Source organism: Glycomyces halotolerans (assembly GCF_054779575.1).
Genome location: NZ_BAAGXZ010000010.1, coordinates 92,448 through 115,277, shown reverse-complemented (window position 1 = coordinate 115,277; position 22,830 = coordinate 92,448). Strand labels below are relative to the sequence as shown.

Sequence of the window (22,830 nt, the reverse complement as noted above, 5' to 3'; positions counted from 1 at the left end):
AAGGTTGACCCGTGACGCGCGTTCTCGTAGTCGAAGACGAGGAATCGTTCTCCGACGCCCTGTCCTACATGCTCCGCAAGGAGGGCTTCGAGGTGTCCGTCGCCGGTGACGGCGACGCCGCCATCAAGGAGTACGAGCGCACCGGCGCCGACGTGGTCCTGCTGGACCTCATGCTTCCCGAGAAGTCGGGCACCGAGGTGTGCCGCGAGCTGCGAGCCAACTCGAACGTCCCGATCATCATGGTCACCGCCCGCGACTCCGAGGTCGACAAGGTGGTGGGCCTGGAGCTCGGCGCCGACGACTACATCACCAAGCCGTACTCCTCCCGCGAGCTGGTCGCCCGCATCAGAGCCGTGCTGCGCCGCTCGGCCGAGCCGGACGACCCGATCGTGACCGTCCTGGAGGCCGGACCGGTGCGCATGGACGTCGACCGCCACACCGTCTCGGTCGGCGGCACCGACGTCCAGCTGCCGCTCAAGGAGTTCGAGCTGCTCGAGATGCTGCTGCGCAACGCCGGCCGGGTCCTCACCCGCGGGCAGCTGATCGACCGCGTCTGGGGCGCCAACTACGTCGGCGACACCAAGACCCTCGACGTGCACGTCAAGCGCCTGCGCTCCAAGATCGAACCCGAGCCGGGCAAGCCCCGCCACCTGGTCACCGTCCGCGGCCTGGGCTACAAGTTCGACCCGCACGCCTGATATCAGGACACACCGGAGCCCCACCGGCCCCAGCCGGATAGGCTGAGTCCGTGACCTACCTCCCCGCGGACGACCGCTACACAGCCATGCCCTACCGCAGGTCCGGACGCACCGGCCTCAAGCTGCCCGCCATTTCGCTGGGCCTGTGGCACAACTTCGGCCACGAGAGGCCCCTCGACACCCAGCGAGCGATCCTGCGCCGCGCCTTCGACCTCGGCGTCACGCACTTCGACCTGGCCAACAACTACGGACCCCCGGCCGGGTCGGCCGAGGAGAACTTCGGCCGGATCCTCGCTGAGGACTTCGCCGGATACCGCGACGAACTGGTCGTCTCCTCCAAGGCCGGGTATTACATGTGGCCCGGTCCGTACGGCGAGTGGGGCTCGCGCAAGAACCTCATCGCCTCGCTCGACCAGTCGCTGCGGCGAATGGGCCTGGACTACGTCGACATCTTCTACCACCACCGGCCCGACCCGGACACACCGCTCGAGGAGACCATGGGCGCGCTCGACGCGATCGTGCGCTCAGGGAAGGCGCTGTACGTCGGCGTCTCGAACTACGACTCCGAGCAGGTCCGCCGCGCCGCCGCGATCCTCAAGGACCTGGGCACGCCGCTCCTGATCGACCAGCCGTCGTACTCGATGTTCAACCGCTGGACCGAGCGCGACGGACTCCTCGACGCGCTCGAGGAGATCGGCGCCGGCTGCATCGTCTTCTCCCCGCTGGCCCAAGGGCTCCTGACCGACCGGTACCTCGAGGGCGTCCCCGAGGACTCGCGCATGCGCACCAGCGTGTTCCTCAACGAGGACGCGCTGGACGAGACGAAGATGGAGCGCATTCGCGGCCTCAACGCGATCGCGGCCGAGCGGGGCCAGAAGCTGGCGCAGATGGCGCTGGCGTGGGCGCTGCGCGACGAGAGGATGACGAGCCTCATCATCGGCGCCAGCAGTGTTCGGCAGCTGGAGGACAACGTCGCCGCGCTGGACAACCTGGAGTTCACCGACGCCGAACTGGCCGAGATCGACGAGTACGCGATCGGCTAGACCTGCGCGGAGCCGAAGACCCGGGCGTTTCGCTGCGGAGTCGGATGACGCCCTCGACGTAGGCTGACGCAGGCCACGGGAGGTGCTCCTCTCTGGTTGGGGGAGCGGGCCGCCGAACTTGTTTGACGATTCGGTCGGCGGCCCGCGACCGCCGTATTCAATCGTTCAGGGGGAACGGCGCACTGCGCCTTACAACGCCATTGCACGGCAGCGGCGCGGCGAAAGGGACCGACACGCCGTCGGTCCCTTTTTGTCGCCCTAGATCGAGGTCACATCATCCTGTACCGCACCGTTTGTGACGACTTGCTAACCTGATTCTGTCTGTTTTGGAACCCATGCTCTTCACCCCAGGGAGGTCTGTGCTGTGGCCCAACGGATCCTCGACCCCGCATATCTGAACGCCTACCGTGAAGAACTCCAAGCACGGCTCGAATTCGTGACCGGCCTGGTCGAGAAGATGCGCACCGGCAACGAACTGGGCGTCGAGCCCGGCTTCGGGCTCCTGGACTCGTCGCGGGACGCCAGACAGAAGTACGCCGAGGCCCACGAGAAGACCTGGGAGAACCTCCAGAAGCTTCGCGCGGACCTGCACGGCGCGATCGTCACGATCGACGAGTCCCTCAGCCTGCACAACGAATCCGAAGAGTTGAACGTCGCGGAGACCTCCGCTCACGCGAACGACCTCGAAAACTAGGACACGAAGCTCCGATGAAACGCACACTGTTCGAATCCCTCGCGGCCGCCGGCTCGGCGGCACTGCTGCTCACCGCCTGCCAATCGGGCGGCGCATCCGGCGACTCGTCGGAGGACTCCTCATCCCAGGACCCGGTCTACACCGAAATGACCTCCTGGGACGCCTGCGAAGTCCTCGACCATCTCCAGCCCATCACCGACTACATGGGCATCAAGGGCTACGGTTCCTCCACTGCCGAAGGCGGCCAACCCGGAAACCAAGAAATCGGCAACACCCTCGACCCGGCCGCCATCGGTTGTGGAAGCCTCATCTACCTCGGCAGCTACGAGGGAGCTTCGAGCGACAACGACTACAGTATGAGCGGAGAGCTCAACGTCAAAATCGTACCCACCGAGAACGAAGAGCAAGCTACGGCGTCGTATGAGGAACGCACCTCTTCTGCGAGTTCCGCGGCCTCCGATGGAACCGGCGCAGTGGTGGAAGAGTTCTCTGGTCCTTGGGATCAAGGAACCGTGGTGTCGTGGACCGGCGATGCCGATCAACCACACGTCGAAGTCGTTGCCCGCGACGGCCAGTGGGTGATCCACGTGCGGCTTTATCACACCAATGACTTCGGACTCCGAGGCAGCGGGGATCCAGCACTCGCGTTCACCGACGCCGAACTCAATCAATGGCTTGTCGAGAGCTATCTGCCTGAGGTGAACCAGATCGTGAACGATAGAATCGCAGGGGTGCAGTAACCGTGAGCGACAACGTTCAGCTTGATACCGATCCATACGAAGGTATGGAAGGCGCGGAGGCGATCGGCCAGCAACAGTCAATTGCCGATTCCACCCTCCTCTCGGGAGCGGAATGCTCCAACGGCAGCTGCACCAATACGGACAACCCTGCCGAGCTCGCCTGGGTCAAGCTTGTCTCCGCGATCCCTGTCGCTGGCCAGGTCGAAAGCTTCAAGTGCGTGGCCGGGGGCACCGCGGCTCCGAGCCCGGAAGAGGTCCAGTCGCTCGTCAGTCAGATCAGACCCGCGGACGGAGACAAGTATGCGCTGCGGACCATCGCCGATGAGTGGTTCAACTTCAATTTCGATTTCTCCGACAATGAAAGCACAGCAGTCGCTCCAATCCTCCGGTCTAAGTTGGAAGATCTCGCCAACGGATGGCAGGGTGACGACTTCGACGCCTTCGCCGACCAGATGGAGACGGTGTTCGCCAACTGTGAGCGAATTACGGCCGACATCGGCGACCAATCCTCCGGCATGGTCGGTCTGTTGAACCAGAAGAGCGACGAGATCTACGCCCTCCAAGGCGGGGACTCGCACGAACTTCCGTACCCGGCGCCGCAGTACTGGGTGGAGGACAAGGGTGGACTGTTCTCCAATCCGAAGGTCCACGTCCGGACGCCGTTCAAGAGTGGGGACTGCGAGGTCGCCGAAGGCTGCATGTTCGGCGACGGCGACGCCGAGAAGGCCATGGAACTCGGCGGCTTCGACGGCGAGTACGCCAATGAGCTCAACCAGTACAAGTCCGACCAGACCGAGTTCCACCTGGCCCAGTTGAAGGCCGACAACCCCGACACCGACGAGGCTTCGCTTCGTGCCCGGGCCGAGCAGTTGGCCGAGCAGGACGCCAACAACCGGGCGGCCGAAGACTACGACGAGGCCAGCAACGACTACGAGGCGCGCGCCACAGAGCAGAACGAGACGGTGATCGCCCGCTGGACCGACGCCGAGAGCTCGGCGAGCGAGTTCGCGCCGACGGTCGAGGACTCGAAGGACACCGCGTTCCGGGACTCGGGCGGCGACCTGACCGGCAACGACTACTCGCCGCCGGGAGGCGGCTCGTTCAACGGGTCGCCGAGCTCGAGCGGCACCGGAGGACTCAATCCCCCTGAGTCGACGAGCCCGTTCGGCGGCGGCTCGGGAGGTCTCGGAGGCGGAGGCGGCTTCACCGGAGGCGGATCCGAGTTCTCCGGCTCCGGCCTCGACGGCAACAACCCTTGGGCCAGTGCCGCCGGAGACGACCCTGACGACATCTCGGGTGGTCTGGCTTCCAGCACCGGGCCGGGCGGCGGCATCGGCGCAGGCACGGGTCTCGGCACGGGCGCCGGCGCGGGAACCGGCGGCGGCATCGGTGCCGGCGCAGGCGGTGCCGGCATGGGGTCGGGAGGCGCAATGGTCGGCGGTGCGGGCGGCGCCGGCGGCCGCCCGGGCGGCATGGGTGCCAAAGCGGGTACGGCCGGAGCAGCCGGTCGCGGCATGACCGGCGGCATGATGGGCGGCGGCGCCGGACGAGGAGCCGGCGCGGGCTCAGAGGACGAAGAGGGCCGCGCGACCTGGCTGACCGAGGACGACGACGTCTGGGGCACCGACTACGACGAAGAGACCGACCCCTACGTCTAGACGGCACCCCAGCCTGGAAGCGAGACTCGTGCCCGCCCGGTCCGAACGCAGACTCACCCGGGCGGGCACGACCTACCCCGGCGGGTCTACTTCCAGTTGAGAGCGGCTCCGCCGGAAGCGATCACGCCTCGGTACCAGTCGGCGCTGCGCTTCGGGGTGCGCTTCTGGGTGTCGTAGTCGACGTGGACGAGGCCGAAGCGCTTGGAGTAGCCCTCGGCCCATTCGAAGTTGTCCAGCAGCGACCAGACGAAGTAGCCCCGCAGGTCCACGCCCTTCTCGATCGCCGCCCCGGCCGCCCGCAGGTAGCCGTCGAGGTAGTCGATGCGCGCGGCGTCGTCGATCGTGCCGTCGGGGCCGATCTCGTCGTCGAAGCAGGCTCCGCTCTCGGTGATGTAGACCGGCAGGTCGGTGTACTCGGCGTTGAGTCGTTCCAGAACCCGGCGGATGCTGTCGGGACTGATCTCCCAGTCGAAGGCGGTCACCGGGCCCTCCGGAGGCAGGGCCCGGGTGCCGAGGTGGGAGTCGTTCTCATCGGCGGCGATGCTGAAGCGGTGGTAGTGGTTGACGCCGACGAAGTCCAGCGGCGCGGCGATCGTCTCCAGGTCGCCGGCGGCCACGGCGTCGAAGGCGCCGGTGCCTCGGTAGTGCCAGACCATGTCCTCGGGGTAGGAGCCCCTGAACAGGGGGTCGAGGAACATGCGGTTGCCGTTGCCGTCGGCGAGCTGGGCGGCGGCCTGGTCGGCCGGGTGGTCGCTGGCCGGTTCGATGTCGGTCATGATCACCGCCGAGCCGACCTTGGCGCCCGGGCTGGCGGACCTGATGGCCGCGACGGCGAGGCCGTGGCCGAGGTTGAGGTGGTGGGCCGCGCGCAGCGCCGCGGTCAGGTCGCGGTGGCCGGGGGCGTGGACGCCTTCGAAGTGCCCGAGGAACGAGACGCACCAGGCCTCGTTGATCGGGATCCACTCGTCGACGAGGTCGCCGAGGGCGGCGGCGGTGCGTCCGGCGTAGTCGGCGAACCGGTCGGCGGTGGCCCGCTGCGGCCAGCCGCCTTCGTCTTCAAGCACCTGCGGCAGGTCCCAGTGGAACAGCGTGACCACCGATTTGATGCCGCGTGAACGAAGGTCCGCGAGCTGGGCGCGGTAGAACTCGACGGCCGCCGGGTTCAGCTCGCCGCGGCCGCTCGGTTGCAGGCGGGCCCAGGACACCGACATCCGGTAGGCCTTCAGGCCGATCGATTCGGCGATCGCGAAGTCCTCGCGCCAGCGGTGGTAGTGGTCGCAGGCCACCGCGCCGGTGTCGCCGTCTCGGGTCTTGCCCGGGGCGGCGGCGAAGGTGTCCCAGACCGACGGGGCCCGGCCGTCGGCTTCGGCGGCGCCTTCGATCTGGTAGGCCGCGGTGGACGCGCCCCAGAGGAAGTCCTCGGGGAACGGGCTGGCTGCGCTCATGTGCGTCTGCTCCTCGCTTGGGTGGTTCATTTGTCGACTCCGGTCACGACGATTCCTTGGACGAAGACGCGCTGCGCCGCAAGGAAGATCGCCACCGGCAGCACCAGCGCCAGGAGCGCCGCTGCCAGGATCAGGTGGGGTTCGGTGCTGTAGACGCCGCTGAAGTAGCTGAGGCCGACGCCGATGGGGACGATGTCGCGGTTGCCGGCCAGGTACAGCAGCGGTTCGAAGAAGTCGTTCCAGGCGTAGAAGAAATGGAACAGGCTTACGGCGGTGAGCGCTGGAACGGCTTGCGGCACGATCACTTTGAGGAAGGTCCGGATGGGTCCGGCACCGTCGATCCGTGCGGCCTCCTCGAGCTCTCGGGGTATGGTCAGGAAGTACTGTCTCAATAGGAATACGTTGAAGGCGTTGGCGAAGAAGTGCGGCACGATCAGGGGCAGGTACGTGCCGACCCAGCCCATTTGGAGGAAGACCGCGTACTTGGGCACGAGGGTCACCGCCGGCGGCAGCAGGATCGTGGCCAGCAGCAGCGCGAACAACGTGTTCCGGAACGGGAACCGGAACCGGGCGAAGCCGTAGGCGACCACGGCCGAGGACACCACGGTGGCGAGCACGGTGGTGAGCGCATAGAACAGCGTCCAGCCGGTCAGGCGCAGAAAGTCGATGGTGTTCCACGCTTCGGCGAAGTTGCCCCACTGCGGCGCGAACCCGGCGACCGGTTCGAGGGTGCGCCAGCGCCCTTCCCATTCGATCGGCCCGGCCCCGGGGTTCTCGGGGTCGATGAAGACGCTCGATTCGCGGCCCGGTCGGATGAGCGCGAGTTCGCGGACCGTGCCGTCGGGCATGGGCACGGAGTAGACGTCGTGCTCCTCGCCTTCGTATTCGAAGACTTCGGCGGACACCGGCAGGATCGGCGAGTTGGGGTCGGAGACGCCGTCCTTGTCCTTGAGCGCGGTGACGGTGCCGTATCCGAGCGGCATGAGGAAGATCATCACCAGCAGGAACGCACCGAGGGTGGTGCACCCGGCCCACATGATGTTCCTGCGGCGGCGCCGCAGGGGGGCGTCGCTCGGCGGTTCGACGCCGGCCTCGCCCGGTTCGGTCCGTTCGGGGGTCTGGACGGTCATGGCCGCTCCGATCCGTAGTGGACCCAGAAGCGCGCGGTGCCGAACAGCACCGCGGTCAGGGCCGCGACGACGAGGAAGATGAACCAGGCCAGGGCCGCGCCGTAGCCCATGTTGCCGAATACGAACGCCTGCTGGTAGAAGTGGATCAGCATGAACCGGCTGGCGCCGTCGGGATGTCCGCTGGCTCCGAAGAGGACCCACGGCACCACGAAGTACTGCATGATGAGCACGCTGCCGATGACGAGGTTGTAGAACATGACCGGGGACAGCAGCGGCAGCGTGATGCTCCGCAGTCGTCGCCACCAGCCGGCTCCGTCGATGGCCGCGGCCTCGTAGAGCTGGGTGGGGATGCCTTGGAGGCCGGCGAGGTTGATCATCATGGCGTTGCCGACGCCCCACAGTCCGATGAAGCTGAAGGCGAACAGGACCAGCACGGGGTTGTCGAACCAGCGCAGGCCGTTGGCGCCGGAGGCTTGGACGCCGGTAAGGTCGATGAGCCGGTTCAGCCAGCCGGTCTGGGGGTTGAGGACCTGCTGCCAGATGAGGATGCCGGCGACCAGCGGGATCATCGAGGGCGCGTAGAACAGCAGCCGGAAGAAGCTGGTGCCCCTGAGGTGCCCGGAGTTGAGCAGCAGCGCCAGCCCGAGGGAGACGACGAGGCTCAGCGGCAGGAACAGCACGGTGAACCGCAGTGTGACCAGCAGCGACGACCAGGTGTTGGGGTCGGAGAGGGCGCGTTCCCAGTTGCTGAGGCCGACGAAGGAGGTCTCGTCGGGGGCGGTGAGCTGGAAGTCGAGTGTGGAGAACACCAGTGAGGCGATGATGGGGATCGTCCAGAACAGGACGAAGCCGATCAGCCAGGGCGAGATGAAGGCGAAACCCCAGCGCGCCTCGCGCCGCTGCATGGGGCTGGCGGGTCGTTTCGCTCCGCGTTCGCGGCGGGCGGCGAGCACCGCTTCGGTGAAGTCAGACATGGCGTCCTTTCGGAGGAGCGCGCCGGGCGGGCGGGGGTCGCCCGCCCGGCGGATTCGAGCAGCGTCAGGTCACGCGGCGTCGAAGACGGCCTGGAGGTCTTCTCGGAGCGCCTCGAGTTCGGCGTCGATGTCGAGGCCTTCCTCTTGGGCGAACTTGGTGCCGTATTCGGCGATGACGGCGTCGGCTTCGAGGAAGTTGGGCATGCCGCCCTCGTGCGAGGGGTTGTCGACGTAGGACATGCCTTCGACGGCCACGTCCCAGTTGATGTCCTGGCCTTCGAAGTTGTCGGCGCCGACGCGTTCGAAGTAGCCGTCCTGCAGGCTGATGCGGGCGGGCATGCCGCCGTAGGTGGCGGTGAGGTCTTCGGCGGCGTCGCCGATCAGGTAGGTGAGGACCTCGAATGCCTCGTCGGGGTGCTCGGTGTCCTTGGTGATCGAGAAGGTGTCGGCGTGGAGTTTGGCGGTGACCTCGCCGTTGTAGGACGGCACGGCGGCGGTGTCCCAGTTGCCGTCGAAGCCGCTCATGCAGCAGGTGGCGTACCACAGGTGGGTGTTGCCCATGGCGAGGTTGCCGGACTCGAACCAGGATCCGGCGCCCATCATGTCGGAGTCGCCGTAGGGACCGTTGGGGATGAAGTGGTCGGTCCACATGCCGTCGTAGTACCACCGCTGGGCCTCTGCCCAGTGCTGGGGGATCTGGGCGTTGCCGTCGTCGTCGACGAGGGTGCCGGCGCCGAAGAGTGTCGACTGGGCGCGGATGTCGGCGAAGACGTTGCCGAAGCCGAACTGGACGATGTTGTCGGGGTCGAAGGCCGGGTCGGTGGCGTCGTTGCCGTCGGCGTCGACGGTGAGCCGCATGGCCAGGTCGGTCATCGTCTCGATGTCCCAGGGCCGCTCGGTGCCGTCAGCGTCGATGTACGGGGCGCCGTACTCCTGCGGCGGGTAGGGCAGGCCGGCCTCGTCGAAGAGGTCGAGGTTGACGTACATGAACGAGGGGAAGACGGCGAAGGGCAGGCCGATCTGGCCCTCCTCTTCGATCTGGTAGAAGTCGACCAGCGCGGGGTCGAAGTCGGACAGGTCGTAGTCGTGTTTCTCGATGTAGGGGGTCAGGTCGAGCCAGGCGCCGGGGAAGGTCGAGCGTCCGCGGATGCCCATGGGACCGACGATGTCGGGAGCGTCGCCGGTGGCGATCTGGGTGCTGAGGATGTCGGGGGCCTGGTCGGCGTCGACGATCTCGAGCACGAGTTCGATCTCGTCCTGGCCGGCGTTGAACTCCTCGACGATCTGTTCTTGGGCGGGGATGGTGGGGGCGTCGGAGCCGGCGCCCATGCCGACGAACCAGCGGATCTCGACGCGGTCGGAGGCGGCCGAGCCTCCGCCGTCGAGGCAGGCCGCGGCGAGCAGGGCGGTGCAGCCGCCGACTGCGGCGGCGCGGGCGGCGGCGCGGGCGCGGGTGAGAGGTTTGGTCCTCATAGGATGCTCCTAGTTCGGGTGGCGCCGGTGCCGGTGCCGGCGCCTGGTGAGGGATATATCGGAAGGTTCCTTTGTGGTTGGTCAGCGCGTCTTCGGGTCCAGCGGCGGGTCGGCCGCTGCGGCCCTCGCGCCCCAGTGCACTCGGGGCGTCACGGCGGTACGCTTGGGGAGTCGTACACGACTTACTTATAAGACTTATATTAAGTACGCGGGCTCGTGCGGTCAATCTCTTCGAGATAACGGCATGGTCGCGGACCGATAACGACGGACTGGTGGAACGATGGAACGGCCTCGGCAGAAGACCACGCGGGACCTCAAGCTCGGCAACCGGATGCGGCTGCTGCGGACGCTGTACTTCGACGGCCCGCTCACCCGGCGGGACCTGGCCCCCGCCACCGCGCTGAGCACCGCTTCGATCAGCAACGTCACCTCCGAGCTGCTCGCCGACGGCGTACTGCGGGAGGCCGGCAAGCTCGAATCCGACGGCGGCCGCCCCCAGATACTGCTCGAGGTCGATCCCGGCCACGCCCACGTGGTCGGCGTCGACGTAGGCGAGACGCAGGTGCGGGTCGAACTGCTCGACCTCAAGCTCACTGTGAAGGCCAGCGCCCAGTACGCCCTCTCCCCCGGCCGGCACGACCCGGCCACGGTCGTCGAGCACATCGTCTCCGGGGTCCGGGCGGTCCTCGCCGAATCGGACGGCACCCGGTTCCTCGGTGTGGGCGTGGGCATGCCCGGCATCGTCGAGTACGGACCCGAGGGCGTCATACACGCCAAGGCCTTCGGCTGGGACGAGATCCCGCTGGGCCGCATGCTCATGGACCGGCTCGATCCGCTTCCGGTGCACGTCGACAACGGCGCGATGACCATGGGACAGGCCGAGCTGTGGTTCGGCGCCGGCCGCGGGGCGGGCAACGCGGTCATCGCCCTCATCGGTTCGGGCGTGGGCTCGTGCATCGTCGCCGACGGCCGGCTCTACCGGGGCTCGGCCAGCAGCGCGGGCGAGTGGGGGCACACCACCGTCGAGGTCCGCGGCCGGGCCTGCCGGTGCGGCTGCCGGGGCTGCCTGGAGGCCTATGTCGGCGCCGAAGGGATGCTCGAACGCTACCTCGCCGCGGGCGGGGCGGTCGACTTGGCCGAGCTCAGCGAGGAGAGCGCACTTGAGCGGCTGTTGGAGGAGGACGCGCCGGCGGCGCGCGAAGTGATCGACGAGACCGTGGAGTACCTGGGGGCGGGCCTGGCGGACCTGCTCAACCTGTTCAACCCCGAGCTGATCGTCATCGGCGGCTGGGCCGGGCTGATGCTGTCGCGCCGCCGGATGGACCAGATCGTGGCCGCGGCCGGGTCGTACGCGCTGCACCAGCCGTTCCAGACCGCGAGGATCGTGCCCGGCCGGCTCGGTCCCGACGCGGTGGCCAAGGGCGCGGCGACCTTGGTGATCGAGCGCTTCCTCGGCGGCGACCAACGGACTCTATAGGATATATCCTATAGGGCCACCGTGACTGCCAGGCCACATTGGTCGGTCTGTGGGCGGCCGGCTCAGGCCGAGGCGCGCACGATCAGCTCGGGTTCGAAGATGACCGAGGTCGGCTCCAGCGCCGGGTCGGCGATGCGCTCGGTGAGCAGCCGCACCATCTCGGCGGCCATGTCCTCCAAGGGTTGCCGCACCGTGGTGATCGGCGGGCGGTTCAGCCGCGCCGGGGAGCTGTCGTCGAAGCCGACGACGGCCACGTCCTCGGGCACGCGGCGGCCGTGGTCGTGGAGGCAGTGGATGGCGCCCTGCGCCATCAGGTCGCTGGCCACGAACAGCGCGTCGAGCTCCGAGTGGTCTGCCAGGAGCCTGGTCATGGCCCTCTCGCCGCTGTCGTAGTCGAAGTTGCCCTCCGCCGAGGGCACGAACGCCAGGCCGCGCCGGGCCCACGCCTCGAGATAGCCGGCCTGCCGCTCCTGCGCGGCCGGCACCGCGAGCGGACCGCTGATCGCGGCCGGCCGGCGCCGCCCGAGTCCGGCGAGGTGCTCGGCGGCGAGCCTGCCGCCCTCCCGGTTGGCCAAGTCCACATAGCTCACCGGTGCCGGCTGCGGCGGGCGGGCGAAGCGCACCGCCGGTTTGCCGGCCTCGGCCGCCAGTGCGGGCAACCGGTCGACGGCGTGGGTCGAGATGAGCAGGGCGCCGTCGGCGTTGCCCTGCTTGAGGTAGGAGGCCACCTCGGCCTCATCCTCCTCGCTCTCGGCCAGGATGAGCGCCGGGTAGACGCCGCGCGGCCGCAGGGAGTCGGTGATGCCGGCCATGAGTCGGGCGAAGAAGGGATCGGAGAACACCTGGCTGGCGAAGAGGTTGTCCGCCTCGCCCGCGCCCGAGACGACCACCGCGATGGCGTCGCTGCGCCGGGTGACCAGCGAGCGGGCGGCGCGGTTGGGGACGTAGCCGGTGGCGGCCACGGCCCGGCGCACGGCCTCCTGGATCTCGGGGGCGACGTTGCGGGTCTCGTTGACGACTCGCGAAACCGTGGCCCGGGAGACGCCGGCGAGGCGGGCGACGTCTTCCAAGGTCGGGGTGGGTTGAGCGCTCATGGAGCAGTTATAGCACGTTGGAGAGCGCTCGCCGAAGCCGTTGCGCCGTCATGGAGCGTAGTGCCCCCACCTGCTGCCGACATATCGAAGTTCTTGACATTATCGAAACGTCGGGCTTAATATGGCGGAAATGGGAGAGCGCTCTCCCACCGTTTCACCCTGTCGCTACCCTCACAGGAGCCTGATATGCAGGAAAAACCCCCGACCGCGAGCCCACGGCTCGGACGGCGAGCGGCCCTCGGCGGAGCCGCCGCCGCGGCCCTGGCAGCCGGCGCCGGCATCGGCGTGGGACTGGCCCGCGCCGAACCCGCCCCCGCCGCGGGCGAATGCGGACAGCCGCCGGACCTCCTCCCCCCGACCGACGCCTACAACCCGGACTTCGGTCCCGGAACCCACGTGTTCGACCCCTCGACCCCGGCCGCGGAGATCCAGTCGACCGTCGACGCGATCACCGACCAGATGCGCACCGACCAGTTCGGACGCGGAAGGCACGCCGTGCTGTTCCGCCCCGGCACCTACGAAGCCGACATCGACCTGCGCTTCTACACGCAGGTCGCCGGGCTCGGGCTGCTGCCCGGCGACGTCGTCCTCAACGGACACGTCCGCGTCGAGGCCGACTGGCTGAACCAGGGCGACGACCCGGACTACAAGGGCAACGCCACGCAGAACTTCTGGCGGTCGGTCGAGAACCTCGCCGTCCGCAACCCCAGCGGGCACATCGCCCGCTGGGCGGTCTCCCAAGCCGCCCCGTTCCGGCGCGTCGACCTCGAAACGGTCGAAATGCAGCTGTGGGACGGCTACGAAGGCTGGGCCTCCGGCGGCTTCATCGCCGACTCCCGGATCTCCGGGACCGTCGTCTCCGGCTCCCAGCAGCAGTTCTTCACCCGCAACAGCACCCTCGAAGGAGGCTGGGCCGGTTCGGTGTGGAACATGGTGTTCGTCGGCGTCGACGGCGCCCCGAGCCACCACTTCCCCGACCCCTCGCACACCGTCGTCGACGCCGCGCCGGTCCTCCGCGAGAAGCCGTTCCTCTACGTCGCCGACGACGGCGAATACCGCGTCTTCAAACCAGCGGTGCGCCGAGGCGTCAGCGGCACCAGCTGGGCCGGCGGCGAACCCGAGGGCGTCTCGATCTCCCTGGCGGAGTTCTACGTCGTCGTCCCGGGCACCGACGCCGCGACCGTCAACACGGCGCTCGAGCAGGGCCGCCACCTGCTGTTCGCGCCCGGGGTCTACGAGTTCGACCAGACGCTGAACGTCACCGCCCCCGGCACCGTCGTGCTCGGCCTGGGACTGGCGACGATCATCCCCACCGCCGGGCAGACGGCCATCACCGTCGCCGACGTCGACGGCGTCGTCCTGGCCGGGCTGCTCATCGACGCCGGCGAGACCGAATCCGAAGTCCTCGTCCAGATCGGGCCGCCCGGCTCCTCGGCCGACCACTCCGCGGACCCGACCTCCGTCCACGACCTCTTCGCCCGCATCGGCGGCGCCCACCCGGGCAAGGCCGCCGTCAGCCTCGAGATCAACAGCCGAGGCGTCATCGCCGACCACCTGTGGCTCTGGCGCGGCGACCACGGCGACGGCATCGGCTGGGACGTCAACACCGCCGCCAACGGACTCATCGTCTCGGGCGACGACGTCACCGCCTACGGCCTGTTCGCCGAGCACTACCAGGAACACCAGGTCATCTGGGCCGGCGAGCGCGGCAGAACCTACTTCTTCCAGAACGAGATGCCCTACGACCCGCCGGACAACGCCGCCTGGCGCGACGGCCAGGCCGCCGGCTGGGCGTCCTACAAGGTCGACGACGGCGTCGCCGAGCACGCCGCCTGGGGCGTGGGCGGCTACTGCTTCTTCAACGCCAATCCCGGCGTGGTCGCCGACCGCGTCTTCGAAGCCCCGCGACGCGACGGCGTCCGCTTCACCAGCCTCGTCGCCGTCTCCCTGGGCGGCGTCGGCACCATCCGCAACGTCATCAACGACACCGGCGACCAAGTCGACGAGTCCACTTTCACCAGTTACGTCGTGAGCTACCCGTGACCTCCCGGACCACACCGATACAGGAGCAACCGATGCGATCACCGCTCTCACTCACGGCCCGTCGGGCCGCCGTGCTCGCCCTCGCGGCGATCACCGCGGCCTCGGCCTGGGCCTTCGCCGTCACCGGCGCCAACGCGCAGACCGAGGACGTGGCCCTGCTCTCCCAGGACCGGCCCGCCACCGCCTCCTCGGTCGAGAACCCCGACGACACGCCCGCCTCGGCCGCCTTCGACGGCGATGCGGGCACCCGCTGGTCCAGCGAGTTCAGCGATCCCCAGTGGATCCAGGTCGACCTCGGCGACGTGTTCGACCTCAAGCGGGTCGAACTGGTCTGGGAGGCCGCCTACGCGTCCGCCTACCAGATCCAGGTCTCGACCGACGGCAGTGCTTGGACCACCGCCTACAGCACCGACAGCGGCCAAGGCGGATCCGAGACGATCGAGATCGACGTGCCCGGCCGCTACGTCCGCATGACGGGCCTGGAGCGCGCCACCGGTTACGGCTACTCGCTGTGGAGCTTCGAGGTCTACGGCTGCACCGCCGACAGCGGCGGCGCCGGCGAGGCGGCCGCCGTCGAAGTCACCGGCGGCAGCGGGAACTGGCAGCTGACGGTGGACGGCGAGCCGTTCACCGTCAAGGGCCTCACGTGGGGACCCTCCACCGCCGAGGCAGAGCGGTGGATGCCCGAACTGGTCGACATGGGCGTCAACACGCTCCGCACCTGGGGCACCGACGCCTCCACCGAGCCGCTGCTCGACAGTGCGGCCGCCCACGGCGTCAAGGTCATGCTCGGCTTCTGGCTGCTGCCCGGCGGCGGGCCCGGCTCGGGCGGCTGCATCGACTACACGACCGACCAGTCGTACAAGGACGACACGCTCGCCGACATCGTCGGCTGGGTCGAGACCTACCGCGACCACCCGGGCGTGCTGATGTGGAACGTCGGCAACGAGTCCGTGCTCGGGCTCGGCAACTGCTACGACGGCGCCGAGCTCGAAGCGCAACGAGGGGCCTACACCGCCTTCGTCAACGACGTCGCCGTGGCGATCCACGGGGTCGACGACCAGCACCCGGTCACCTCGACCGACGCCTGGACCGGCGCCTGGCCGTACTACGAGGCGAACGCCCCCGATCTGGATCTTTTGTCGGTCAACGCCTACGGCGACGTCTGCGGCGTGCGGCAGGACTGGATCGACGGCGGCTACGACCGGCCGTACATCATCACCGAGACCGGCCCGATCGGCGAGTGGGAGGTCCCCGACGACGCCAACGGCGTCCCCGACGAACCCGGTGACGTAGAGAAGGCCCGGGCCTACCTCGACGCCTGGGACTGCATCACCGGCCACGAAGGCGTGGCCTTGGGCGCGACCATGTTCCACTTCGGCACCGAAGGCGACTTCGGCGGCGTGTGGTTCAACCTCATCCCCGGCGGCAACCGCCGCCTGGCCTACGACGCGGTCGTCGAAGCCTACGGCGGCACCCCGCGGTCCAACACCGCCCCGGTCATCTCGTCGATGGACCTCGGCCTCGACGGACCGGTGGTCGGCGGTGAGGACTTCACGGTCTCGATGGACGTGACCGACCCCGACGGGGACTCGATCGAGTTCATCCCGATGGTCAACAGCGCCTATATCAACGACTCGTGGGACATGCTGCTGGCCGACTACACCGTGAACGCCGACGGCACCATCACCGTCACCGCGCCCGAGATCCTCGGCGTGTGGAAGCTGTACGTCTGGGCCGAGGACGGCCAGGGCAACGTCGGCGTCGAAAGCCGCTCGTTCGAGGTGACCCTGCCACAGGTCGAGGGCGAGAACCTCGCCGCCGGGAGCCCCACCACGGCCTCGACCTTCCAGGAATGGGGCGGACACGCCCCCGGCCGGGCCACCGACGGCGACCTGTCCACCCGCTGGGCCAGCGAATGGTCGGACCCGCAGTGGCTCCAGGTCGACCTCGGCCAGACCACCGACTTCGACACGGTCCAGCTGGTCTGGGAATCCGCCTACGCCACCGGCTACAAGATCCAGGTCTCGACCGACGGCAGTGCTTGGACCACCGTCCACGAGGTCGCCGACGGCGACGGCGGCGCCGACACCCTCGCCATCAACGGCACCGGACGCTACGTGCGGGTGCTGTGCGAGCAGCGCGCGACCGAATGGGGCTACTCGCTCTACGAGTTCGGCGTATACGCGTGACCGATCCGAACCGGGCGGCCCGCCGGCACCGACGCACGGCTAACAGGCCCCGCCGAGCCGGCGGTCCGCCCTCAACTGAGAGGAGTCAATCATGAGACGGAGTATCGCCGCGGTCGCCACAGCCGCGGTCGCGGCGGCGACGCTGGCCTGGTCCCCGGCGGCCTCGGCCCAGGACGAGGTGACCCACCACGAGTTCCAGGCCAACTGCACGATCAGCCACACCGCGAACGACGACCCGATCGTCTACCCCGGGCGGTCGGGGGCCTCGCACCACCACACGTTCCTCGGCAACACCGGGACCGACGCGCACTCGACCGCGGAGTCGCTGCGGGAGGGCGACACCTCCTGCCTAGTGCCGGCCGACCGCTCGGCCTACTGGTTCCCGACGCTGTTCAACGGCGACGAGGCGGCCCTGTCGACGTGGCACCAGGTCGTCTACTACAAATCCGGGGTGGAGGACTACACCTCGGTGCGGCCGTTCCCGCCCGGGCTCCGGTTCGTCACCGGTGACCCGGGGGCCACCGCCGAGGAGTTCGCGAACGCGCCAGGCGCGGTCGAGGGCTTCGAGTGCGGGGAGAGCTTCCACAACTACACCTTCCCGGACCACTGCCCCGACTACTCGTGGCTCAACGTCCGGTACCAGGCGCCGAGCTGCTGGGACGGGGTGAACCTCGACTCGCCGGACCACAAGAGCCACATGGCCTACCCGGTCGACGGCGCATGCCCCGGCTCGCACCCGGTCCCGGTGCCGATGCTCGAGTTCAAGATCCACTTCCCGGTCAACGGCGACATGTCGCGGGTGCGCCTCGCCAGCGGGGCGGCCTCGTCGTGGCACTACGACTTCTTCAACGCCTGGGAGCCCGAGACGCTCGAGGCGTTGGTCGTCCACTGCATCAACGGCGGGCTCCAGTGCGATTCAAGGGGCTACGACCTGTACAAACCGCACCGCGGCGCGGTGCTCGACGAGAACTACGAACTCATCCGGTCCTGATCGGGGACCCGTTCCGCGCCGGCCGCTCATCGCAAGCGGCCGGCGCGGGCCCGGTTCAGCGGCCGATGCGGCTGGGGCCGAAGGCGACGTCGTCGTACCAGATCGTGTCGGAGTCCGAGCCGTAGCTCTCCCAGCCGAGGCGCAGGTAGGTGAGCGACGGGCTCCAGCCGGACCGCGACAGCCACTGGCCGTCGACGTTGTGCGTCGGCTCACCGTCGACGACGGCCTTCGACGAGCGTCCCGTCGAGCCGGGTGCTCAGCTCACCGCCGGAGATCTGGAACTCCACGCAGGTCCACACGCGGTGACCTCCTCCGGCCCGTGCGCGCCGTCGCGACGACACGGACCCGACGACGCCGCCCGTGAACCGAGTCGTACTCCGGAAGGAGGAGACCCGCCGGGTGAATCGTCCGCACGGCGGACGTGGAGGCCGGCCGGCCACTTTAGGGTGAAGGCATGCTTGAAATCGAAGAACTCCGGAAGCGGTTCGGCGACACCGTTGCCCTCGACGGAGTGTCGCTGACCGCCCGCCCCGGCGAAGTGGTCGGCTTCGTCGGCGCCAACGGCTCCGGCAAGACCACCACCATGCGCATCGCCATGGGCGTGCTCTCCTCCGACGCCGGATCCGTCCGCTGGAACGGAGCCGAACTGGTCCCCGGCAAGTCGATCCGCGTCGGCTACATGCCCGAGGAGCGCGGCCTCTACCCCAAGATGAAGGTCGGCGAACAGGTGGCCTACTTCGGCGAACTGCACGGCATGAGCCGCGCCGAAGCCAGACGCGCCACCGCCGACCTGCTCGAGCAGCTCGACCTCACCGAACGGGCCGGCGACAACGTCCAAGACCTCTCGCTCGGCAACCAGCAGCGCGTGCAGCTGGCCGTGTCCCTCGTCCACGACCCCGAACTGCTCATCCTCGACGAACCGTTCTCAGGCCTCGACCCGATCGCCGTCGACGTCATGGGCACCGCCCTCAAAGAGCGCGCCGCCGGCGGCGTGCCGGTGGTGTTCTCCAGCCACCAGCTCGATCTCATCGAGCGCCTCTGCGACTCGGTCGCCATCATCTCCGCCGGCAAGATCATCGCCTCGGGCACCGTCGCCGAACTCAAGGAACGCGAGACCCGCCGCCTGCGCGTCCGCGTCGACACCGCCGCGGACCTGACCGACACGCTGCCCGGATCGGTCACCCGCGACGGCGACGACTACCTCATCGAGGACGCCGACGACCAGGCCGTGCTCCAAGCCGCCATGGGCGCCGGCCGCGTCGCGCACTTCGCCTACGACCAGCCCACCATCACCGAGATCTTCCGAGAGGCGGTCGCCCGATGAGCGCCCAGAGCACCGAGACGTCCAACCTGCGCGGCCTGTGGCTCGTGGCCTCCCGCGAGATCCGCGTCCGAGGCCTGTCCAAGGCCAACCTCGTCAGCCTCGCCGTCACCGTCATCGTCGTCGGCGTGCTCGCCGCCCTGCCCTCACTGCTCGGCGGCGACGACGCCTCGCAGGTCGGCCTGGCCGGCCCCAACGCGACCGCCGTCGAAGCGCAACTCCAGGCCGGCGGAGCCGACGTCGAGACGACCGTCTACGACTCGCCCGAAGCAGCGCGGGCCGCCGTCGAAGACGGCGAGGTCGAGGCCGCGGTCGCCGACGGCACCCTCTACACCTCCGGCCAGATCGACGCCCAGCTCGGCGCGATCCTCAACTCGGCCTGGCAGAGCGCGGCGATCGAAGCGAACCTCGCCGACGCCGGACTCGACACCGAGACGATCCGCCAGGCCCTGGCCGTCGAACCGCTCCAAGAGGTCTCGGTCTCCGAAGACGGCGTCGGCAGCCCCCTCGACTACTTCACCGGCCTCATCATCTCCATCGTCATGTTCTTCATGCTCATGATGCCGGTGCAGTACATCGCGATGGGCGTGGTCGAGGAGAAGTCCAGCCGCATCGTCGAGATCCTGCTGACCAGTCTCAAACCCTGGCAGCTCCTCGGCGGCAAGGTCATCGGCCTCGGGGCGGTGGCCCTGGTCAACCTCGTCGCCATCATCGCCACCGGCCTCGGCGTCGCGGCCGCGACCGGGCTCCTGCCGGACCTGCCCGAGGGCACCGCCACCGCAGCGCTGTCCACCCTCGGCTGGTGGCTGCTGGCGTTCGCGCTCTACGGCACGCTCGCCGGCGGCATCGGCTCCCTGGTCTCACGCCAAGAAGAGGCCGGATCGGTGCTCGCGCCGCTCACCACCGCGCTGACGATCGCCTACGTCGGCTCCATCTTCCTGCTCAACGCGCCCGACAGCACGCTCGGCCGGGTCCTGTCGATCGTGCCGCCGTTCTCGGCGATCGCGATGCCCACCAGGATGGCGATCGCCGAAGTCCCGTTCTGGGAAGTGGCCCTGGCGATCGGGCTGCTGGCCGTCTCGGCCGTCGGCGCGCTGGCGCTGGGCGCGCTGCTGTACAAGCGCAGCGTCCTGCACACCGGCTCGCGGCTGAAGTTCACCGAGGCGCTGCGCCGCGCCGCCTGAACCGGACACGCGAACGGCCCGGCTCCCGCGGGAGCCGGGCCGTCGCCGTCACGGAGCCCTACTCGGCCAGGAAGAAGAAGTAGCCGAGGAAGACCAGCATGAGGCCGTAGGTGATCGGGTGGACCTCCCTCCAGCGGCCCCTGGCGATCATCGTGACCGGGAAGAACAGCAGGCCCAGGGCGATGCCGTTCGCGATGGAGTAGGTCAGCGGCATGGCGATGACGGTGATGAACGCCGGGATGGCGTACTCGAGCCTGCCCCACTCGATCCCGCCGAGCTGCCTGGCCATGAGGACGCCGACGACGATCAGCGCCGGAGCGGTGACCTCGCTGTATCCGGCGACGAGCGTGAACACCGGGAAGGCGATGAGCGAGACGAGGAACCAGAAGGCGGTGGTGACCGACGCCAGGCCGGTGCGCCCGCCGACCGACACGCCCGCGGTGGACTCGATGTAGGAGGTCGTGGTGGAGGTGCCGAGGATCGCGCCGCCCATGGTGGCGGCGGAGTCGGCGGCGAGCGCGCGTCCGGCGCGCGGCAGCTTGCCGTCCTTGAGCAGGTCGGCCTGGCCGGCCACGGCGAACAGCGTGCCGGCGGTGTCGAAGAAGTCGACGAACAGCATCGTCAGGATGACGATGATCATCTGGGCGGTGAAGGCGTCCTCGATGCCGGTGAAGGCGGCGCCGAACGCGTCGAGGTTCGGCGAGGTCTCGGACGAGAAGTCCAGCGGGATGTGGCCGGTGACGACGCCGAGCACGAGGGTGGCGAGCATGCCGTAGAGCACCCCGCCCCTCCAGCCGATGACCATGAACACCGCTGTGGCGACCAGGCCGAACAGCGTCAGCAGGACCGGCGCGGAGGTGAAGTCGCCGAGGGCCACGAAGGTCGCCTCGTCGGCGGCGACGATGCCGCCGCCCCTGAGGCCGATGAAGGCGATGAACAGGCCGATGCCGGCGCCGGTCGCTAGTTTCAGCTGCGCCGGAATGGAGTTGACGATCATCTCGCGCAACCCGGTGACGGCGAGGATGAAGAAGATGACACCGGAGGCCAGCGTCCCGGTCAGGGCTGTCTGCCATGGGATTCCCATGCCGAGGACGACGCTGAACGCGAAGAAGGCGTTGAGTCCCATGCCGGGGGCGAGCGCGATCGGGTATCGGGCCCACAGGCCCATGATGAGGCAGCCGAGCGCGGAGGCGAGGGCGGTGGCGGTGAAGATCGCGCCGGGGTCCGGCGCGGTCCCGGCGGCGAACGCGGCGAAGGGGTCGCCGTCGCCGAGCGCCGCTCCGAGGTCGAAGCTGAGGATGCCGGGGTTGACGGCGAGGATGTAGGCCATCGCCAGGAAGGTGGTGGTGCCGGCGAGGAGTTCGCGTTTCCATGTGGTGCGGTTCTCGCTGAGCCGGAAGTATCGGTCGATCGCGCTCGTGGGCGGGCGCGTTTGTTCGTCAGTCGCCATGGGCGGGCATCTCCTGAGAAACGATGCGTGGATGCCGGGCAGCGGGCACCTCGGGGACACGGAAGCGGGTCCTTCGCAGAACCCGCGGGTAATGTACCGCGCCGGCAACGCCATGGCCAGATGTAAGTGAGGGCCGGGTGTTAAGTGAGGGAAGTGCGACGCCCCGGAGCCAAGGGGGACGGCTCCGGGGCGTCGTGGGTCGAGCCCCGGGTGGCAGGATTCCTGGGGCCCGACAAGGACCGCACCGTCAAGCAGCGGGCGGTAGTCCTGGGGAAGTCTTCCCTATGACAGTTGCTAAACGCTGGACCGTTGCCGACGGTTGCATAACGTTTGGATAACGGTCATGGGGATGCGCGTTCCTACCAGTTCTCGGCGGCGCGGCGGCGACGCATCATGAAGAACAGCGCGCCACCGGCGGCGGCCAGCGCGGCGGCCGAGACGAGCGCCACGGTCAGCGGGGCGCCGGTCTGGCTGAGCGCGTCGTCGCTCGAGGCCGGAGAGGTCGAGGCTTCACCGGGGCTGGTCTCTTCCGCACCGGGGGAAGTGGGCTCTTCGCCAGGGCTGGTCTCGCCGTCACCCGGAGGAGTGGTCTCGCCGTCGCCGGGGGGCGTGGTCTCGCCGTCGGGCGGCGGGGTGAAGCCGGCCGGGCAGGCGTGAGTCAGGTTGAACTGCGTCCTGGACGTGCCCTCGACCACGGCGCTCGCGCCCGTCAGCGTCCAGCCTTCAGGCGTGATGATGTACGCCTTGCTGGTCCCGTTGCCGGTGTCGATACCGCCGTCGGCGTCGGTCGTATAGGTCTGCGAGTCTCCATTGAGGTCGTCGAACTGAGCGGTGACCGACTTGAACTCGCCGTCGTTGCCCGGAAGGACGAAGACCCAGCCGTCTTCGCCGTCGAGCGGTTCGCCGCCCGGCACCTGGTCGCAGGACAGGTCCGTGTGCCCGCTGGCGGTGGTCGGAACATTGCCGGGGTTGATGTTGATCTCCGACTCTTCGGCTTGCGCCGGAGCGGCAAGGATCAGGGCTCCCGCAAGGCCGACCGTGCCTGCCGCGGCCAATGCCCCGAGTCCTTTGAAGGGCTGCTTGAATTCCACTTAATTGCTCTCCGTGTTCGAAAGAGGTTGCGAATCGAATGTGCCGGATTCGAACTAGGCACAACCTGAACGCGCGCGAGACTCATGAGGTTGCATTGCAGTTCCGTAACGGATCCCGGAGCGACCGAATCC

The 22,830-nt window shown here is 68.7% G+C and carries 19 protein-coding genes; 11 read left to right on the top strand and 8 right to left on the bottom strand.

Annotated elements, in window-relative coordinates:
* Window positions 1-11: 11 nt before the first annotated feature.
* The 5 genes from ACYVL2_RS10875 to ACYVL2_RS10855 all read left to right on the top strand — a co-directional run bounded on the left by ACYVL2_RS10875 (window position 12) and on the right by ACYVL2_RS10855 (window position 4,833).
* Window positions 12-698: a response regulator gene (locus tag ACYVL2_RS10875; protein WP_460543101.1), complete on the top strand. Its 687-nt coding sequence runs from the start codon at window positions 12-14 to the stop codon at window positions 696-698.
* Window positions 699-748: 50 nt separating this feature from the next.
* Entirely contained in the window at window positions 749-1,741 is a 993-nt protein-coding gene (mgrA, locus tag ACYVL2_RS10870; RefSeq protein WP_460543099.1) for an aldo-keto reductase family protein, read from the top strand.
* A 364-nt stretch (window positions 1,742-2,105) separates the two neighbouring features.
* Window positions 2,106-2,435 (top strand): hypothetical protein, encoded by a 330-nt coding sequence (locus ACYVL2_RS10865; RefSeq protein ID WP_460543097.1) that lies wholly within the window; start codon window positions 2,106-2,108, stop codon window positions 2,433-2,435.
* Between the two features lie 14 nt (window positions 2,436-2,449).
* Window positions 2,450-3,175, top strand: a complete 726-nt coding sequence (locus ACYVL2_RS10860; RefSeq protein ID WP_460543094.1) for a hypothetical protein — start codon at window positions 2,450-2,452, stop codon at window positions 3,173-3,175.
* 395 nt (window positions 3,176-3,570) lie between these two features.
* On the top strand, window positions 3,571-4,833 hold the full coding sequence (locus ACYVL2_RS10855; RefSeq protein ID WP_460543092.1) for a hypothetical protein: 1,263 nt from the start codon (window positions 3,571-3,573) through the stop codon (window positions 4,831-4,833).
* 86 nt (window positions 4,834-4,919) lie between these two features.
* Here ACYVL2_RS10855 and ACYVL2_RS10850 read toward each other — a convergent pair whose 3' ends face one another.
* The 4 genes from ACYVL2_RS10850 to ACYVL2_RS10835 all read right to left on the bottom strand — a co-directional run bounded on the left by ACYVL2_RS10850 (window position 4,920) and on the right by ACYVL2_RS10835 (window position 9,855).
* A complete protein-coding gene (locus ACYVL2_RS10850) occupies window positions 4,920-6,278 on the bottom strand; it encodes a GH1 family beta-glucosidase (RefSeq protein ID WP_460543090.1) in 1,359 nt (452 codons plus the stop codon).
* A 26-nt stretch (window positions 6,279-6,304) separates the two neighbouring features.
* Entirely contained in the window at window positions 6,305-7,408 is a 1,104-nt protein-coding gene (locus ACYVL2_RS10845; protein ID WP_460543087.1) for a carbohydrate ABC transporter permease, read from the bottom strand.
* Entirely contained in the window at window positions 7,405-8,382 is a 978-nt protein-coding gene (locus tag ACYVL2_RS10840) for a carbohydrate ABC transporter permease (protein WP_460543085.1), read from the bottom strand. The genes ACYVL2_RS10845 and ACYVL2_RS10840 overlap by 4 nt, the downstream gene beginning before the upstream one ends.
* 69 nt (window positions 8,383-8,451) lie before the next feature.
* Window positions 8,452-9,855, bottom strand: coding sequence for an ABC transporter substrate-binding protein (locus tag ACYVL2_RS10835; protein WP_460543083.1), 1,404 nt, complete (start codon window positions 9,853-9,855; stop codon window positions 8,452-8,454).
* Between the two features lie 280 nt (window positions 9,856-10,135).
* Between ACYVL2_RS10835 and ACYVL2_RS10830 the strand changes: the two genes are divergently transcribed.
* Window positions 10,136-11,332 (top strand): ROK family protein, encoded by a 1,197-nt coding sequence (locus tag ACYVL2_RS10830; RefSeq protein WP_460543081.1) that lies wholly within the window; start codon window positions 10,136-10,138, stop codon window positions 11,330-11,332.
* A gap of 62 nt (window positions 11,333-11,394) precedes the next feature.
* Here ACYVL2_RS10830 and ACYVL2_RS10825 read toward each other — a convergent pair whose 3' ends face one another.
* Window positions 11,395-12,426 carry a LacI family DNA-binding transcriptional regulator gene (locus tag ACYVL2_RS10825; protein WP_460543079.1) on the bottom strand — a complete coding sequence of 344 codons (1,032 nt, stop codon included), beginning with the start codon at window positions 12,424-12,426 and terminating at the stop codon, window positions 11,395-11,397.
* A 186-nt stretch (window positions 12,427-12,612) separates the two neighbouring features.
* On the opposite strand from ACYVL2_RS10825, the gene ACYVL2_RS10820 reads away from it, so the two are divergent.
* The 3 genes from ACYVL2_RS10820 to ACYVL2_RS10810 all read left to right on the top strand — a co-directional run bounded on the left by ACYVL2_RS10820 (window position 12,613) and on the right by ACYVL2_RS10810 (window position 17,652).
* The gene (locus tag ACYVL2_RS10820; protein WP_460543077.1) at window positions 12,613-14,469 is read left to right on the top strand and encodes a hypothetical protein; all 1,857 of its coding nucleotides are present in this window, start codon (window positions 12,613-12,615) and stop codon (window positions 14,467-14,469) included.
* A 32-nt stretch (window positions 14,470-14,501) separates the two neighbouring features.
* Entirely contained in the window at window positions 14,502-16,661 is a 2,160-nt protein-coding gene (locus tag ACYVL2_RS10815) for a discoidin domain-containing protein (RefSeq protein ID WP_460543075.1), read from the top strand.
* A gap of 91 nt (window positions 16,662-16,752) precedes the next feature.
* Entirely contained in the window at window positions 16,753-17,652 is a 900-nt protein-coding gene (locus tag ACYVL2_RS10810) for a DUF1996 domain-containing protein (protein ID WP_460543073.1), read from the top strand.
* A gap of 55 nt (window positions 17,653-17,707) precedes the next feature.
* Here the strand turns inward: ACYVL2_RS10810 and ACYVL2_RS10805 are convergent, their stop codons facing one another.
* The gene (locus tag ACYVL2_RS10805) at window positions 17,708-17,833 is read right to left on the bottom strand and encodes a hypothetical protein (RefSeq protein WP_460543166.1); all 126 of its coding nucleotides are present in this window, start codon (window positions 17,831-17,833) and stop codon (window positions 17,708-17,710) included.
* A gap of 273 nt (window positions 17,834-18,106) precedes the next feature.
* Between ACYVL2_RS10805 and ACYVL2_RS10800 the strand changes: the two genes are divergently transcribed.
* Together ACYVL2_RS10800 and ACYVL2_RS10795 are read left to right on the top strand one after the other, a co-directional pair.
* Window positions 18,107-18,976, top strand: a complete 870-nt coding sequence (locus ACYVL2_RS10800) for an ABC transporter ATP-binding protein (RefSeq protein WP_460543071.1) — start codon at window positions 18,107-18,109, stop codon at window positions 18,974-18,976.
* Window positions 18,973-20,157: an ABC transporter permease gene (locus tag ACYVL2_RS10795; protein WP_460543069.1), complete on the top strand. Its 1,185-nt coding sequence runs from the start codon at window positions 18,973-18,975 to the stop codon at window positions 20,155-20,157. The genes ACYVL2_RS10800 and ACYVL2_RS10795 overlap by 4 nt, the downstream gene beginning before the upstream one ends.
* Before the next feature lie 58 nt (window positions 20,158-20,215).
* On the opposite strand, the gene ACYVL2_RS10790 is transcribed toward ACYVL2_RS10795, so the two are convergent.
* Both ACYVL2_RS10790 and ACYVL2_RS10785 read right to left on the bottom strand, forming a co-directional pair.
* On the bottom strand, window positions 20,216-21,607 hold the full coding sequence (locus ACYVL2_RS10790; RefSeq protein ID WP_460543067.1) for an NCS2 family permease: 1,392 nt from the start codon (window positions 21,605-21,607) through the stop codon (window positions 20,216-20,218).
* 359 nt (window positions 21,608-21,966) lie between these two features.
* The gene (locus ACYVL2_RS10785) at window positions 21,967-22,698 is read right to left on the bottom strand and encodes a hypothetical protein (protein WP_460543065.1); all 732 of its coding nucleotides are present in this window, start codon (window positions 22,696-22,698) and stop codon (window positions 21,967-21,969) included.
* Between the last annotated feature and the right edge of the window lie 132 nt (window positions 22,699-22,830).

What these genes read in the sequence shown, in the direction of transcription:
- ACYVL2_RS10800 (WP_460543071.1), top strand. Translation starts at nt 18,107, where the DNA reads ATGCTTGAAATCGAAGAACTCCGGAAGCGGTTCGGCGACACCGTTGCC.
- ACYVL2_RS10835 (WP_460543083.1), bottom strand. Translation starts at nt 9,855, where the DNA reads ATGAGGACCAAACCTCTCACCCGCGCCCGCGCCGCCGCCCGCGCCGCC.
- ACYVL2_RS10830 (WP_460543081.1), top strand. Translation starts at nt 10,136, where the DNA reads ATGGAACGGCCTCGGCAGAAGACCACGCGGGACCTCAAGCTCGGCAAC.
- ACYVL2_RS10810 (WP_460543073.1), top strand. Translation starts at nt 16,753, where the DNA reads ATGAGACGGAGTATCGCCGCGGTCGCCACAGCCGCGGTCGCGGCGGCG.
- ACYVL2_RS10815 (WP_460543075.1), top strand. Translation starts at nt 14,502, where the DNA reads ATGCGATCACCGCTCTCACTCACGGCCCGTCGGGCCGCCGTGCTCGCC.
- ACYVL2_RS10790 (WP_460543067.1), bottom strand. Translation starts at nt 21,607, where the DNA reads ATGGCGACTGACGAACAAACGCGCCCGCCCACGAGCGCGATCGACCGA.
- ACYVL2_RS10850 (WP_460543090.1), bottom strand. Translation starts at nt 6,278, where the DNA reads ATGAGCGCAGCCAGCCCGTTCCCCGAGGACTTCCTCTGGGGCGCGTCC.
- ACYVL2_RS10795 (WP_460543069.1), top strand. Translation starts at nt 18,973, where the DNA reads ATGAGCGCCCAGAGCACCGAGACGTCCAACCTGCGCGGCCTGTGGCTC.
- ACYVL2_RS10820 (WP_460543077.1), top strand. Translation starts at nt 12,613, where the DNA reads ATGCAGGAAAAACCCCCGACCGCGAGCCCACGGCTCGGACGGCGAGCG.
- ACYVL2_RS10845 (WP_460543087.1), bottom strand. Translation starts at nt 7,408, where the DNA reads ATGACCGTCCAGACCCCCGAACGGACCGAACCGGGCGAGGCCGGCGTC.
- ACYVL2_RS10825 (WP_460543079.1), bottom strand. Translation starts at nt 12,426, where the DNA reads ATGAGCGCTCAACCCACCCCGACCTTGGAAGACGTCGCCCGCCTCGCC.
- ACYVL2_RS10860 (WP_460543094.1), top strand. Translation starts at nt 2,450, where the DNA reads ATGAAACGCACACTGTTCGAATCCCTCGCGGCCGCCGGCTCGGCGGCA.
- ACYVL2_RS10840 (WP_460543085.1), bottom strand. Translation starts at nt 8,382, where the DNA reads ATGTCTGACTTCACCGAAGCGGTGCTCGCCGCCCGCCGCGAACGCGGA.